Source organism: Ruegeria sp. AL3 (assembly GCF_056536065.1).
In genome coordinates this window covers 645,346-659,262 of sequence record NZ_JBQFJG010000001.1, presented here as the reverse complement: position 1 = coordinate 659,262, position 13,917 = coordinate 645,346, and the positions used below count along the sequence as shown (strand labels likewise).

Annotated in this window: 16 protein-coding genes; 7 read left to right on the top strand and 9 right to left on the bottom strand. The window is 58.3% G+C overall.

Annotation, left to right across the window (positions count from 1 at the left end):
• Positions 1-6: 6 nt before the first annotated feature.
• Together greA and ACR3E6_RS03320 are read right to left on the bottom strand one after the other, a co-directional pair.
• The gene (gene greA, locus ACR3E6_RS03325; RefSeq protein ID WP_170346321.1) at positions 7-477 is read right to left on the bottom strand and encodes a transcription elongation factor GreA; all 471 of its coding nucleotides are present in this window, start codon (positions 475-477) and stop codon (positions 7-9) included.
• 231 nt (positions 478-708) lie between these two features.
• A complete protein-coding gene (locus tag ACR3E6_RS03320; RefSeq protein ID WP_171206067.1) occupies positions 709-1,089 on the bottom strand; it encodes a VOC family protein in 381 nt (126 codons plus the stop codon).
• 86 nt (positions 1,090-1,175) lie between these two features.
• Here ACR3E6_RS03320 and soxR point away from each other — a divergent pair, with 86 nt between their 5' ends.
• From soxR to ACR3E6_RS03300, 4 genes are all read left to right on the top strand, one after another.
• Positions 1,176-1,631 carry a redox-sensitive transcriptional activator SoxR gene (gene soxR / locus ACR3E6_RS03315; protein ID WP_480485810.1) on the top strand — a complete coding sequence of 152 codons (456 nt, stop codon included), beginning with the start codon at positions 1,176-1,178 and terminating at the stop codon, positions 1,629-1,631.
• Positions 1,632-1,767: 136 nt separating this feature from the next.
• Positions 1,768-3,414, top strand: coding sequence for an electron transfer flavoprotein-ubiquinone oxidoreductase (locus tag ACR3E6_RS03310; RefSeq protein WP_171634982.1), 1,647 nt, complete (start codon positions 1,768-1,770; stop codon positions 3,412-3,414).
• A 145-nt stretch (positions 3,415-3,559) separates the two neighbouring features.
• Entirely contained in the window at positions 3,560-5,230 is a 1,671-nt protein-coding gene (locus tag ACR3E6_RS03305; protein WP_480488080.1) for a tetratricopeptide repeat protein, read from the top strand.
• The gene (locus ACR3E6_RS03300; RefSeq protein WP_171634980.1) at positions 5,220-6,041 is read left to right on the top strand and encodes a 4-(cytidine 5'-diphospho)-2-C-methyl-D-erythritol kinase; all 822 of its coding nucleotides are present in this window, start codon (positions 5,220-5,222) and stop codon (positions 6,039-6,041) included. Before ACR3E6_RS03305 ends, ACR3E6_RS03300 begins: the two co-directional genes overlap by 11 nt.
• Here ACR3E6_RS03300 and ACR3E6_RS03295 read toward each other — a convergent pair.
• Complete coding sequence (locus ACR3E6_RS03295) at positions 6,034-7,032, bottom strand: polyprenyl synthetase family protein (RefSeq protein WP_480485808.1); 999 nt, start codon at positions 7,030-7,032, stop codon at positions 6,034-6,036. The genes ACR3E6_RS03300 and ACR3E6_RS03295 overlap by 8 nt on opposite strands.
• 56 nt (positions 7,033-7,088) lie before the next feature.
• Here ACR3E6_RS03295 and ACR3E6_RS03290 point away from each other — a divergent pair, with 56 nt between their 5' ends.
• The 3 genes from ACR3E6_RS03290 (at position 7,089) to ACR3E6_RS03280 (ending at position 8,360) form a co-directional block, all read left to right on the top strand.
• The gene (locus ACR3E6_RS03290) at positions 7,089-7,304 is read left to right on the top strand and encodes a putative signal transducing protein (protein ID WP_152456800.1); all 216 of its coding nucleotides are present in this window, start codon (positions 7,089-7,091) and stop codon (positions 7,302-7,304) included.
• On the top strand, positions 7,301-8,080 hold the full coding sequence (locus ACR3E6_RS03285) for a tRNA1(Val) (adenine(37)-N6)-methyltransferase (RefSeq protein ID WP_171634976.1): 780 nt from the start codon (positions 7,301-7,303) through the stop codon (positions 8,078-8,080). The genes ACR3E6_RS03290 and ACR3E6_RS03285 overlap by 4 nt, the downstream gene beginning before the upstream one ends.
• A gap of 115 nt (positions 8,081-8,195) precedes the next feature.
• Complete coding sequence (locus tag ACR3E6_RS03280; protein WP_083445267.1) at positions 8,196-8,360, top strand: YdcH family protein; 165 nt, start codon at positions 8,196-8,198, stop codon at positions 8,358-8,360.
• On the opposite strand, the gene yddG is transcribed toward ACR3E6_RS03280, so the two are convergent.
• The 6 genes from yddG to ACR3E6_RS03250 form a co-directional block, all read right to left on the bottom strand.
• Positions 8,357-9,223: an aromatic amino acid exporter YddG gene (yddG, locus tag ACR3E6_RS03275; RefSeq protein WP_209834686.1), complete on the bottom strand. Its 867-nt coding sequence runs from the start codon at positions 9,221-9,223 to the stop codon at positions 8,357-8,359. The genes ACR3E6_RS03280 and yddG overlap by 4 nt on opposite strands.
• A complete protein-coding gene (locus tag ACR3E6_RS03270; RefSeq protein ID WP_171634972.1) occupies positions 9,220-10,167 on the bottom strand; it encodes a transcriptional regulator GcvA in 948 nt (315 codons plus the stop codon). The genes yddG and ACR3E6_RS03270 overlap by 4 nt, the downstream gene beginning before the upstream one ends.
• 298 nt (positions 10,168-10,465) lie before the next feature.
• A complete protein-coding gene (gene phbB, locus ACR3E6_RS03265; RefSeq protein ID WP_171634971.1) occupies positions 10,466-11,188 on the bottom strand; it encodes an acetoacetyl-CoA reductase in 723 nt (240 codons plus the stop codon).
• A gap of 186 nt (positions 11,189-11,374) precedes the next feature.
• Complete coding sequence (locus ACR3E6_RS03260) at positions 11,375-12,550, bottom strand: acetyl-CoA C-acetyltransferase (RefSeq protein ID WP_170346332.1); 1,176 nt, start codon at positions 12,548-12,550, stop codon at positions 11,375-11,377.
• Positions 12,551-12,740: 190 nt separating this feature from the next.
• The gene (locus tag ACR3E6_RS03255; protein WP_480485805.1) at positions 12,741-13,574 is read right to left on the bottom strand and encodes an EAL domain-containing protein; all 834 of its coding nucleotides are present in this window, start codon (positions 13,572-13,574) and stop codon (positions 12,741-12,743) included.
• A 103-nt stretch (positions 13,575-13,677) separates the two neighbouring features.
• Complete coding sequence (locus ACR3E6_RS03250; protein WP_480485803.1) at positions 13,678-13,866, bottom strand: hypothetical protein; 189 nt, start codon at positions 13,864-13,866, stop codon at positions 13,678-13,680.
• Positions 13,867-13,917: the final 51 nt, after the last annotated feature.

The following is a 13,917-nucleotide window of genomic DNA, read 5'->3' as shown; positions in this document are numbered from 1 at the left end:
CTCCGGTCAGGCGTACTCGATACTCAGGATTTCGTAAGAGCGCACGCCTCCGGGGGTGCGCACTTCGACACTGTCCCCTTCATCTTTGCCGATCAGGGCGCGGGCGATGGGGGATTTGATGTTCAGCAGGCCGTTTTCGATATTGGCCTCGTATTCACCAACGATCTGCCAGGTCTTTTCTTCATCGGTATCTTCGTCGACCAATGTGACTTTTGCGCCAAACTTGACCGCACCCGACAATTTTGCCGGATCGATGACATCGGCCAGCGACAGAATACCTTCCAGTTCCTTGATGCGACCTTCGATGAAGCCCTGTTTTTCGCGGGCTGAATGATATTCGGCGTTTTCCTTCAGGTCGCCCAGCTCGCGCGCCGAGGCGATGGCTTCGATGATCGCCGGGCGTTCAACGGATTTGAGGTTCTTCAGCTCAGCCTCGAGCGCGGCATTGCCCGCAGGCGTCATCGGGATCTTTTCCATACTCTCTACGTCCACGCATAAATTGAGTCGCCCCGCCGCACAGGAGCGTCGGGGCGAATGTTAGATTGGCAGTTACCTGACCCAAATGCCACGTGAATTGCAAGAGGTGACAGCGTCAGCAGCGGTCAATTCGCGACTTCGCGCCGTTTTGATTTGGGGTGGGGCCTGTGCCGATGATCCGGATGCCGCGACCTGCGCCAACGCTGCGATGGGGTGCAAAGCCAAATCATCTCAATCATATTGCACCACTTCGAACTCGATCCCGTTGTCATCGCGAAAATAGAACCGGCGCCCTGGTTCGTAATCGGCATGGTTGTGGGGCTCGAATCCTGCCTTGCGAACCTTGTCTTCGGTGGCATCGATGTCTTCGACCAGAACACCCACGTGGTTCAGCCCGCCGATCACATCATAGCTGCTTTCATCCGACTGTTTCGGATCATCAGGTTTGTAAAGCGCCAGATACGTGTGGGCCGAGCCGACATGCACAGTGTATCCGCCGGCAATTGCGGGGCCTTCCCAACGGGTCTTCCAGCCAAAGACCTTTTGCATCCAATCGGCCGAGGCTTTCGGGTCGCGGACAGTGAAGTTGGTGTGTTCAAGCGTCGCCATCATGGGATCTCCTGTGTTTTTTGGCTTGTCCCGACTCAGAGTAATTTCTAAACTTAACTTTAGGTCAAGGAATTTTTCATGAGGGTTTGATGGCGGTATCAGAGGGGCTGGCGATTGGCGCATTGGCCCGGCGCACAGGTCTGGCCGTGTCGGCCATCCGGTATTACGAAGCGCAGGGTCTGATTTCGCCCTGGCGCAACGCGGGCGGACAGCGGCGCTATCAGCGGGCCGATATTCGGCGACTGAGCTTTGTCATGATTGCGCAGCAGTTCGGCCTGACCCTGCCTGAAATCCGTCAGGTGCTGTCGGACCTGCCAGGAAACCGCACGCCGACGCCCCAGGACTGGAAGGCAATCAGCGTACAGCTGAGGGCCCATCTGGATCAGCGAATCGACACCCTGATGCGGTTGCGCGACAATCTGGATGGCTGCATCGGATGCGGGTGTCTGAGCCTGCCGAAATGTGCGCTCTACAACCCCGATGACCGGGCAAAATCGCATGGTAGCGGTCCCAGGTACCTGATGGGTGATGCACCAGAGGGGTGATGTGTCGAATAGCGCCCTTGTTACGCCGTGTTTCGATTGACCAATGTCTTTCCGACCATGTAATCAGCCGTGAAACAAAATTGCGCAGATCATGCGGTGACAGCGCCAATTCGGAAAGTTAGCTAGGGAGCCCGCGATGGCCGAGATTGAACGCGAAGCGATGGAATACGATGTGGTGATCGTGGGTGCAGGACCTGCGGGCCTGTCGGCGGCCATCCGTCTGAAACAGCTGGATGCCGACCTGAACGTTGTCGTTCTGGAAAAGGGTTCCGAGGTTGGCGCGCATATCCTGTCGGGCGCGGTTCTTGATCCCTGTGGTCTGGACGCGCTGATCCCGGATTGGAAGGAAAAAGGCGCGCCGCTGAATGTGCCCGTGAAGGACGACAAGTTCTACATGCTGGGTGAAGCAGGCCAGGTCCGCATCCCGAACTTCCCGATGCCGCCGCTGATGCACAACCACGGCAACTACATCGTTTCGATGGGCAATGTGTGCCGCTGGATGGCGGAACAGGCCGAAGAACTGGGTGTCGAGATCTTTCCGGGCATGGCGTGCTCGGAAATGGTCTATGGCGACAATGGCGAAGTCAAAGGCGTGGTAGCAGGCGTTTTTGGTCTGGAGGCAGACGGTTCCTACGGCCCCAACACCGAACCGGGGATGGAGCTGCACGGCAAATATGTCTTCCTGTCAGAAGGTGTGCGCGGGTCGCTGTCCAAGGAAGTGATCGCCAAATACGACCTGTCTGCGGGCAAAGAGCCGCAGAAATACGGTGTCGGCATGAAAGAGATCTGGGAGATCGACCCTGCCAAGCACAAGGAAGGCAGCGTGACGCACACGATGGGCTGGCCTTTGGGCAGCAACGCAGGCGGCGGATCCTTCATCTATCATCTTGAAAATAATCAGGTCTATGTCGGCTTCGTGGTGCACCTTAATTACAAGAACCCGCATCTGTACCCCTATATGGAGTTCCAGCGTTTCAAGCACCATCCGATGGTGGCCGATCTGCTGAAAGGCGGCAAGCGGGTCGCTTACGGCGCCCGTGCGATTACGGAAGGCGGCTATCAGTCGATGCCGAAACTGGTCGCGCCGGGCGTGGCGCTGTTGGGCTGTTCGGCGGGCATGGTCAACGTGCCGCGCATCAAAGGCAACCACAACGCGATGCTGTCGGGCAAAGCTGCGGCCGAGGCTGCTTTCGAAGCGATCAAGGCCGAACGTTCGGGCGATGAGCTGACGGCTTACGAGACCGAAGTTCGCAATGGTGCGATTGGTTCCGACCTGAAAAAGGTTCGCAATGTCAAGCCGATGTGGTCGAAATGGGGTCTGACCGCCAGCCTGATGTTGGGTGGTCTGGACATGTGGACCAACACGTTTGGCTTTTCGCTGTTCGGCACGTTGGGCCATGGCAAGAACGACGCGGAATCGACCGAGGATGCCAGCAAGCACCAGCCAATCGATTATCCAAAGCCGGATGGAACGCTGTCCTTCGATCGTCTGACGAATGTCTCGTTCGCAGCGACAAACCACGAGGAAAGCCAGCCCTGCCACCTGCGTCTGGCCGATCCCGAGATCCCCGTGAAGGTCAACCTGCCTAAATACGATGAGCCGGCACAGCGGTATTGCCCGGCAGGTGTGTATGAAGTGGTCGAGGATGAGAACGGCCCGCGATTCGTCATCAACTTCCAGAACTGCGTTCACTGCAAAACCTGCGACATCAAGGATCCCAGCCAGAACATCACCTGGACCACACCGCAGGGCGGCGACGGTCCAAACTATCCGAACATGTAAGCAAAAAACGGGCAATGGCTGCGCTGTGAAGGCTCTGCCATTGCCTCTTGCCTGCCGAAGCCCTAGCTTACCCCTCAGTCAACGATAGCAAGGCAGGATTTCGGTGTTTTCCCTGGTTCGTCGCGCGGCTTTGTCCGTGCTGTTCATGTCGTCGGTCGCAGTTCCGGCCTATTCGGAAACGGGCGCCGGGTCTTATCTGGCCGGGCGGCAGGCGATTTACGAAAACGACTACTCTGCCGCTGAAAGATACTACGCTCAGGCTCTCAGGTTTGATCCCCAAAATGCGCTGTTGCAGGAAAGCGTTGTCGTTGCACGCATCGCCTTGGGGGAAGTGGCGCGCGCGCTGCCGATCGCCCAGCAGATCGAGGAAGCAAACCTGCCCAGCCAGGCTGCGCGTATGGTAATTTCGGCCAATCTGATCACCGATGGGAAATTTGACGACCTGCTGGCCCGTGACCCTGAAACACAGGGTGTTGGTCCCCTTGTTGACGGCCTGATGATCGCCTGGGCCCATCTGGGGCAGGGTGAGATGACCAAGGCGATGGAACAGTTCGATTCTGTCGCGACACAGGATGGTCTCAGGGAGTTCGCGCTTTACCACAAGGCGATGGCATTGGCGTCTATCGGTGATTTCGAAGGCGCCGAGGCGATACTTGCCGACAATGATGGAACGGTTGCCCGGTTCTCTCGTCGTGCTGCTTTGGCCCGCACCGAGATTCTGTCGCAGCTGGATCGCAACGAAGACGCCGTTCAGTTTCTGGACGATGTGTTTGTGGCGGGCAGTGACCCGACCATCGAGTCGTATTTGAGCCAGTTGGCGGCGGGTGAAACATTGCCGTTCACCCATGTCCGATCCGCTCAGGACGGCATGGCCGAGATTTTTTTCACCGTCGGTGCCGCATTGAACAGCGAAGCATCAGCCGATTACGTTCTGCTGTACGCACGCCTGGCCAGTTTCCTGCGCCCCGATCATGTGGATGCCATTTTGCTGAGCGCGGATCTGCTGGACAACTTGCAGCAATATGATCTGGCGGTTGAGGCATACCGCCAAGTCCCGGCGCACAGCAACGATCACCATGCGGCCGAATTGGGCCGCGCCGAAGTTCTGGACCGTTCGGGAAAAACCGATGCGGCCGTCGAGGTGTTGCAGAACCTGGCTGCGCAGGATCCTGATTTTCCGGGTGTGCATGTCGCTTTGGCAGATTTGCAGCGTCGACAGGAAAACTATGCCGCTGCCGTGGCCTCTTATGACACTGCGATCGCGCTGACGGATAGCGCGGCGGGTGGGAATTGGTTCCTGCATTACGCACGTGGCATCAGTCATGAAAGGCTGAAGCACTGGGATCAGGCCGAAGCTGATTTCCGCCGGGCGCTGGAACTAAACCCGGATCAACCTCAGGTTCTGAATTACCTTGGGTATTCTCTGGTTGAGCGCAAAGAAAAGCTGGATGAAGCATTGGATATGATCGAGCGCGCAGTAGCTGCGCGTCCGGACAGTGGCTATATCGTGGACAGTCTGGGCTGGGTACTGTTCCGTCTGGGGCGTTACGACGAGGCCGTCGAACACATGGAACGTGCGGTTGAGCTGATGCCGGTGGATCCGGTGGTCAACGATCATCTGGGTGACGTCTATTGGGCTGTCGGGCGCGCGCGCGAGGCCGAGTTCCAGTGGAGTCGCGCCTTGTCCTTCATCGACCCGGAAGACACCGACGGCGAAGCCGATCCGGATCGAATCCGGCGCAAGATCGAAGTCGGGCTGGATGCCGTTCTGGCCGAAGAAGGTTCGGAGCCATTGAAAGTCGCCAATGGAAATTAAGGCGTTTGCGCCCGCCAAGATCAACCTGACCCTTCATGTGACTGGCCGTCGAGACGACGGCTATCACCTGTTGGATTCGCTGGTTGTATTCGCCGATCTGGGTGATCGGCTGACATTCACCCCCGGCCCCGAATTGTCCATGGACGTGCGCGGCGAGTTTGCCGGCGGAGTCCCCACGGACAGCCGAAATCTGGTCTGGAAGGCGGCAGAAGCTGTCGGTTGGACCGGTCATATTCAACTGACCAAGTCCTTGCCCCATGGGGCGGGCATTGGCGGAGGGTCGTCTGATGCCGCGGCCACGCTTGGGGCCCTGGCAGATCAGGGCCACGACCTTCCGCGGGGCCTGCCGTTGTCATTGGGGGCGGATGTCCCCGTCTGCCTGGAAGGTCGGGCGATCAGAATGCAGGGCATTGGCGATCGTTTGACGGCGGTGAACCTTCCGCACCTGCCCGCCCTTTTGGTCAACCCAAATGTCCAGGTGCCCACCGGTGCCGTTTTCAACGCGCTGGCGTCCAGAGACAACCCGCTAATGCCTGAAAGCATGCCTGAGTTTGACAATGCTGATGAGTGCGCCCAGTGGCTGCGCAATCAACGCAACGATCTGCAGGTGCCCGCCATGAACATCGCACCTGAGATCGAGCAGGTGTTGGACGAGTTGCAGATGACCAATCGCGCGCTCATGGTGCGCATGTCAGGGTCAGGATCAACCTGTTTTGCGTTGTATCCGACGATGAAAGACGCGCATTTTGCGGCCTATGAGATCGGCGCAGCCCATCCTGATTGGTGGTGCCGCGCCACGCAGCTCAGTTGAGACGTGAAACCACGTAATCGGCCAATTCGCGCAGCAGACTGCGAATATCGTGGTCAGGCAATACATCCAAAGCGGCTTTGGCCTTGTTTGCCCAACCCAAAGCGTCTTGCCGGGTTTCTTCCAGCGTGGCGTATTTGTTCATCAGACCCAGCGCCTGATCCAGATCCCCGTCCTGTTGGCGGCCCTTTTCGATCGTACGTTCCCAGAAGGCGCGTTCTTCCGGCGTGGATTGCGCCACGGCTTTGATGACGGGCAGGGTCAGTTTCCGTTCACGGAAGTCATCGCCAACATTCTTCCCGGTCGCCTTGCTGTCGCCCTGATAATCCAGCAGGTCATCGGCAATCTGGAACGCGATGCCCAGTGAATCACCATAGTCGAAAAGCGCTTTGACCTGCTCTTCCGAGGCACCTGCGATCACGCCGCCCACTTCGGTCGCGGCTGAAAACAATGCCGCCGTCTTGCCGCGCACGACCTGAAGGTAAACGCTTTCATCCGTACGCAGATCGGTTGCAGCCGTCATTTGCAGCACTTCGCCTTCGGCAATGGTTGCAGAGGCATTGGCCAGAATATCCAGAACGCGCAGCGAGCCCGTTTCCACCATCAGCTGGAAACTGCGTGAAAACAGGTAATCGCCAACCAGAACACTAGATTTGTTGTCCCAAAGCAGATTGGCGGTCGGGCGGCCCCGTCGCTGTGCGCTTTCATCCACGACGTCGTCATGCAGCAGGGTGGCGGTGTGAATGAACTCGACCGTCGCGGCAAGGCGCACGTGATGGTCGCCGGAATAGCCAAACAGGCGTGCTGCGGCCAGTGTCAGCATCGGGCGCAGGCGTTTTCCACCTGCTTCGACCAGATGCCGCGTCACTTCCGGGATGCGTGGCGCATGGTCCGATGCCATCCGCGTGCGGATCAGCCCGTTCACGGCCTCCATCTCGCCCGCCAGAATTTCAGCGAGACGCTCATGCGGTTTTGAGATCATGTCGACGGTCATCACACTCCTGATACAAGGCTCGACTTTCGCCTCGCCTTGCCCTTACATCCATCCCCATGAAAGAACTGTTGCGCAGTACCGATCCGACAATCCTGGCCTTTGCATCCGCTCTCCTTGAGGGCGAGGATATAGACTGCTTTCAGATGGACGTAAATATGAGCATCCTCGAAGGTGGTATCGGGATTTTCCCTCGTCGGCTGATGGTTCGGTCCGAAGACCTGACCCGGGCCGAGCGTGTGATGCGCGACAACGAGATCCCGCTGGGCCGATGATGCGCTTCGACGACAATGAATTGACGTGCAACGATTTCCTTGGTGGCCGGGTGCGATTGCTGCAACCTGCGTCAGGTTACCGCGCCGGGGTAGACCCTGTTCTGCTTGCCGCATCGGTCCCTGCAAAGGCCGGGCAATCCGTGCTTGAACTGGGATGTGGCGCGGGGGCTGCCATTTTATGCCTGTCCGCGCGGGTGGCGGGGCTGCAAATGGTTGGGATCGAATTGCAACCGGCCTATGCGGATTTGGCCCGCCGCAATTCGGAAATCAACGGCTGTGATCTGGACGTGATCGAGGCTGACCTGAACGCTTTGCCTGATGACCTCCGACAGCGGCACTTTGATCACGTAATCGCGAACCCGCCCTATTACCGTTCTGGGGCGCATAGCCCCGCCAGCGACACAGGGCGAAGCATTGCACTGGGCGAAAATACGCCTCTGATCGACTGGATCACCGTTGCGGCCAAACGCCTTGCCCCTCGGGGGTTCCTGCACGTGATCCAGAAAGCCGACCGTCTTCCCGATATGCTGACGGCTTGTGAGGGGAAACTGGGTTCAATCGAGGTGCTGCCGCTCAGCGCGCGGGTGGGCCGCGAGACCGAACTGGTCATCCTGAGCGCCCGCAAAGGGGGACGCGCGGCATTTCGCCTCCATGCGCCGTTGATTCTGCACGCCGGTGAGCGCCACGAAAAAGACGGTGAAAGCTATACCGAGGCGGTCTCAGCCGTGCTTCGACAGGCCGCTCCGTTGCCTCGGAACTTGTGCCATCGGCAATGACCAGCCGAATTTGTCGGATTTGTTACAGATTCTGTGCGTCTGCAGCGTGACAGGGTGGAAACGATGTGGTCAAGTTCTTACGTGACATACAGACACATAAACAAGGAGGATCGCAATGAGCGTGAGCGCACATCTGACGGAACTGAAGAAAAAGCACGAATCTCTCGGTCTAGAAGTGGAACAAGCCCAACGCTCGCCAGGTATCGATGATCTCCATATTGCTCAGTTGAAAAAGCAGAAGCTCAAGCTGAAAGAAGAGATCGAACGCCTGTCCGCTTAAGTTTTCAGGCTGGCGCGGGCCGCTATCAAGGCCCCGCCGGTGATCAGAAAGGCCGCGATCGCAAGCCCCCAGGACGGGGTCGCGATCCCGGCCACCACCAAAGCAAGGGTCGACAGTAACGGGGCCGCATAGGATGAGGTTCCGAGGATTTGGATGTCGCCTTGCTTGACGCCTATGTCCCAGACGTAGAACGCCAGCCCGACGGGCCCAAGGCCGAGTGCCAGCACCGACGCCCAGCCCAGTGCCGTATCGGGCAGTACAGTGTCTTCCACCGCCAGATGAAGCAGTCCCGAAGCCGATGCAGCCGCAAGGCAGAAAATTGCGACGGAACTGGTCGGCGTGCCCTCCAGTTTGCGTGATAGAACGGAATAGCCCGACCATGTCAGTGCGCACAGCAAGGCCAATGCGTATCCGGGCAGGTATTGGGCCTGAAAGCCCGCGCCGCCACCCCCGGCAATGATTACAGCGGCCCCTGCGAATCCAAGGCATGCCCCGATCAGGTGGCCGATACGCAGATGCTCACCCGGAAGCAGGCCCGACAGAAGCACAATGAGCAGAGGCCAGAGATAAGCGATCAGCCCGGCCTCGGCAGCCGGCGCCATGCGCAGGGCCGAAAAATACAGCGCGTGATAGCCAAATAGGCCCAATGCGCCAAACAGGTAGGTCGTCCAGGGAACTTGCTTTAGATCGCTCAAACCACCTGTCGCCGTTGCCCAGACAAGCCCAAGCGCACCACCAATCGAAAAGCAGATCGTGTTCAGCAGCAGGGGCGGCGTGGGCACCGACCCGACAGTGAACAACGCCAGCAAGGCCCATAGCAAGACAGCCACGAAGCCGATGGCCGTTGCGCGCATTTTGGTCATGGGCGGGAAACCTCTTCAATCGGTACAATTTTGAACTCATCCGATATATGCGCGGTTTTTTCAATCTCGGTCAGGAACCAATCGCGAAACGCCGCGATCTGAGGTTTCTTTTCAGCCCCCGGCAGGCACAGAAACCGGAACCGGCCTTGTGTTTCCAGGGCCACCTTGAACGGTGCAACCAGGCGGCCTTCGGTCAGGTCCTTGAGAATCATGGCGCGTCGCCCCAGCGCCACGCCGACACCGGCAACAGCGGCATCAATCGCGTGATCGGCATTGGAAAAATGCGCGCCATGGGTCGGAGTAAAATCCACCCCCACGGCACGGAACCAAGCGGGCCAATCGCAAGGCGGGGTCAGAAAGCTGATCGAATCGTCATGGATCAGCGGGGCGTCGCGCAGGCTGTCTGGCGTGGTGAATTGTTCTGCAAGTTCCGGTGTCATGACCGGGGTCAGCCATTCCTTTCTGACGGGAACGGAATACAGCCCGTCATCGGCCGAATTCCCGAACCGGATGGCGACGTCCACGTCGTCCCGCTCCAGATCCATGTTGCGCAGCGTGGCCGAGAATTTCAGATCGATCTCGGGATGCGCCCGAGCAAATTCGTAAAGCCGCGGCGCTAACCACTTGGCGGTCAAAGCTGGGCCCGCGGTGACGGTCAGGCTTGTGTCATCTTCCTGTCTGCGCACCGCACGCCATGCGGCTTGCAAGGTGGCAAACCCTTCTGCCGCACCAGGCGCAAGGGCACGGCCCGCCTCGGTCAGTTCTACGGCGCGGTTCAGACGACGAAACAGCGGCCGCCCAAGGTGTTCTTCAAGCGACTTGATCTGAAAGGACAGGGCGGCTGGCGTCACATGCAGCTCTTCCGCCGCCTTCGAAAAAGACATGTGCCGGGCTGCGGCGTCAAAAGCACGCAACGCGGTCAGCGGAGGCAGATAGTCACTCATAGTGAAGGAAAACTTAACTGAAGTCTCAAGAAAGCTCGTTTGTCGTTTTTGTTTTTAGCCTCCATATTCACATCAGGTCAAATAAAACTGATTTGAAAAGGAGGCTGTCATGATCGAGATGACAACAAATCCCGCCGCCCAGATGGCGATCCTGCGTGCCCACCAAGAGCGCAGCAGGGTGATCTGGCAGTTTTGGGGATGGATATTCGGTTCCCGCTGATCGCAGCGCGCGCGTTCTTACGGGATCAGAAAGGGCCGGCCCAAAGGGACCGGCCCGTTTTTAGTTCACAACTCTGGATCAGACGAAGAACTGCGCACCGTTGGCCGAGATCGTCGAACCGTTGATGAACTGCGAATCGTCCGATGCCAGGAAGACCACGCAGCGCGCGATTTCCTCTGGCTCACCCAGGCGGCCGGCCGGGATTTGGCCAATGATGGACTCGCGCACCTTCTCGGGCACAGCCATGACCATTTCGGTTGCGATATAGCCGGGGCAGATCGCGTTGGCAGTGATCCCCGCCCGCGCGCCTTCCTGCGCCAGGGATTTTACGATGCCCAGGTCACCTGCCTTGGTCGCTGCATAGTTCACCTGAGCGAACTGGCCTTTCTGACCGTTGATCGAGCTGATGACGATGACACGACCGAACTTGCGCTCTCGCATGCCGGGCCAGACAGGGTGCACCGTGTTGAACACGCCGGTCAGGTTGGTGTCGATCACGTCTTTCCACTGATCAGGTGTCATTTTGTGGAATGGTGCATCGCGGGTGATGCCGGCGTTGGCGACGACCACATCGATGGGGCCAACCTCGGCCTCAACCTTTTCAATACCTGCTTTGGATTCGTCATAATCGGCGACGTTCCACTTGTAGGTCTTGATCCCGGTTTCTTCAGTGAAATTTGCGGCGGCTTCGTCATTTCCCGCATAGGTTGCCGCAACGTTGTATCCTTCGGCTTTGAGCGCCTTGGAAATTGCTGCGCCAATGCCGCGGGAACCGCCGGTAACGAGTGCTGTTCGTGCCATTTATGACTCCTTCAATTTTAGTCGTCTTAGTAATGCTGTTACTCTGAGAGATGGTTGTGCGCAATATTGTTTCGTCTTGAATCTTGGTTTCCGGGCGGCAATATCGTCGCATCCAACGGTTGGAACCTCAATGTAACAAAAAAAGGCGCCCACCGGGCGCCTAATTCTATTTGATTGCCAACGCGCTTAGTCGCGCTCCACACAAAGGGCAACGCCCATGCCGCCGCCGATGCACAAGGTCGCCAGACCCTTTTTCGCATCGCGACGCTTCATTTCGAATAGCAGGGTGTTCAAAACACGGCACCCCGAAGCACCGATCGGATGGCCGATGGCAATGGCGCCGCCGTTTACGTTCACGATCGACGGATCCCAGCCCATATCCTTGTTAACGGCGCAGGCCTGTGCGGCAAAGGCTTCGTTGGCTTCGACCAGGTCCAGATCGTCTACCGACCAGCCTGCTTTTTCCAGTGCTTTGCGCGATGCATAGATCGGGCCGACGCCCATGATTGACGGGTCCAGACCGGCGGTCGCATAGGACGCGATGCGCGCCAGAGGTTCGATTCCCCGCTTTTCGGCGTTTTCGGCTGACATCAACAGTGTCGCGGCCGCGCCGTCGTTCAATCCCGAGGCGTTGGCAGCGGTGACCGAACCGTCCTTGGTGAAGGCCGGACGCAGTTTGGCCATGGCTTCCATGGTTGCGCCATGACGGATGTATTCGTCCTTGTCCATCACGATGTCGCCCTTGCGGGTCTTGATGGTGAAGGGCACGATTTCGTCTGCGAACTTGCCGGCCTTTTGTGCTGCTTCGGCCTTGTTCTGCGAAGCAACGGCGAATTCATCCTGCATCTCGCGGCTGATCTGCCATTTCTCTGCAACATTCTCGGCAGTCTGACCCATGTGATAGCCGTTGAAAGCATCCCACAAGCCATCGCGGATCATTGTGTCGATATACTTCATGTCGCCCATCTTGTGACCGGCGCGCAGCGCGGCGGCGTGGGGCGACAGCGTCATGTTTTCCTGACCACCAGCAGCGACGATTTCCGCGTCTCCCAGCTGAATATGCTGGGCGCCCAAAGCAACGGCGCGCAGGCCCGAGCCACAAACCTGGTTGATTCCCCAGGCCGCGCTTTCCTGCGGCAGACCGGCGTTGATGTGGGCCTGACGTGCGGGGTTCTGCCCCTGGGCGGCTGTCAGAACCTGCCCCATGATGGTTTCGCTGACTTCGCCTTTTTCCACTCCGGCGCGCTCGACAACTGCTTCCAGAACGGCAGCGCCCAGATCATGGGCAGGTGTGTTCGCAAACGAACCACTGAAGCTGCCAACACCTGTTCGTGCGGCGGATGCGATTACTACGTTGGTCATATGATCAGTCCTTTACCGTCATGGGACAGCGGAATTTCTGACGGCGCAGGTCGAAAGATGTCCTCTCGAAACAAGAGCGCCCCGTGATCCCCCGCTCAAGTACTCTTGCAATAGCGTAACGCTGCACATGCAGCAACGGGCAGCTTGTCTCAGTGTCGGAAATGGTAGGAAAATGTCGATGAACAGGCAATCAACTGCCTGTTTTTGATCTGTTTTCCTGCTTCCAGGGTTCCGCAACACTGGGTGCGCCATACAAGAATCCTTGCAGGCAATCCACGCCACTTGCCACCAAGAAAGCGGCATCCTCCTGCGTTTCAACCGATTCGGCCGTGACCAGAATTTCGAATTCACGGGCCACCGCGATCAGGGCCCGCACCAAAGTCTGGTTGTCGGGATCGTTGCTGATGCCCCGCACGAACTGGCCATCGATTTTGGCTGCGTCGAACAGAAACTCGCGAAAATGGCGAAAGCTGAAATTGCTGGCGCCAAAGTCATCCAGCGCAAAAGCGATGCCGCGATCCTGCAAGCGGTCCATGAAGTCGACAACCAGCTCAGGCACCTGCATGGCCGAGCTTTCGGAGATTTCGAGGATCAAGCGTTCGCCCAATCCGGCATCTCGTTTCAGGAATCTGTCCAGTATTCTGGACCAGTTGGAATAACCGATCGAGCGCGCAGACATGTTGATCGACAGGCGTATTTCCGGGTTCCTCGCCAATGTGCGCAACCCAAGCTCCAACGCGACGCAGTCCAGATCGCGGCCGATAGGAGTGTTTTCGACCTGAGGCATGAATTCTCGCGCCGGGATGACGCGGCCGGTTTCGTCCAGAACCCGAATGAACCCTTCGTAAAACGCGACTCTGTACGGGGCGTGCGCCTGTATCACCGGCTGAAAGGCCAGTTTGCACTGCTTATGCTTCACTGCATCGGTTGCCATCTGCACAACCGAACGATCACGCGTCGAAACTGCCGCGTTCAACGGGCTGTCCGACCCCTCAGGCAGATGTGCCAGTTTTTTATTTCCCATAAGCGCGGATTCCCATGTGTCCGGGACAGGTGTCCGGTCACAGTCTCGGGGCAAAGAGATGAATCTGCGGTTAAGGGTTCGGAAAAATTTCCGTCTCGCGGGCTCAGCGGGTGGATTGCCACGCGCGTGTCAAAGAAGCTGCCGCGCCAAGTATCGCGCCCATCGCACCTAGCGCCATCATTGCAAAACCCAATGCGATCAGGGCTGCAACGGCGCCCCCAAGGGCTGCGAGCATGGCCATCAACAGGCCGAACAGGCCGACAAAGGTTGAAATGGTTGCCAAACGATTCATACCGACCCTCGCTCACTCAATACACGGCGCCTGTCGACCGATATGGCGTTG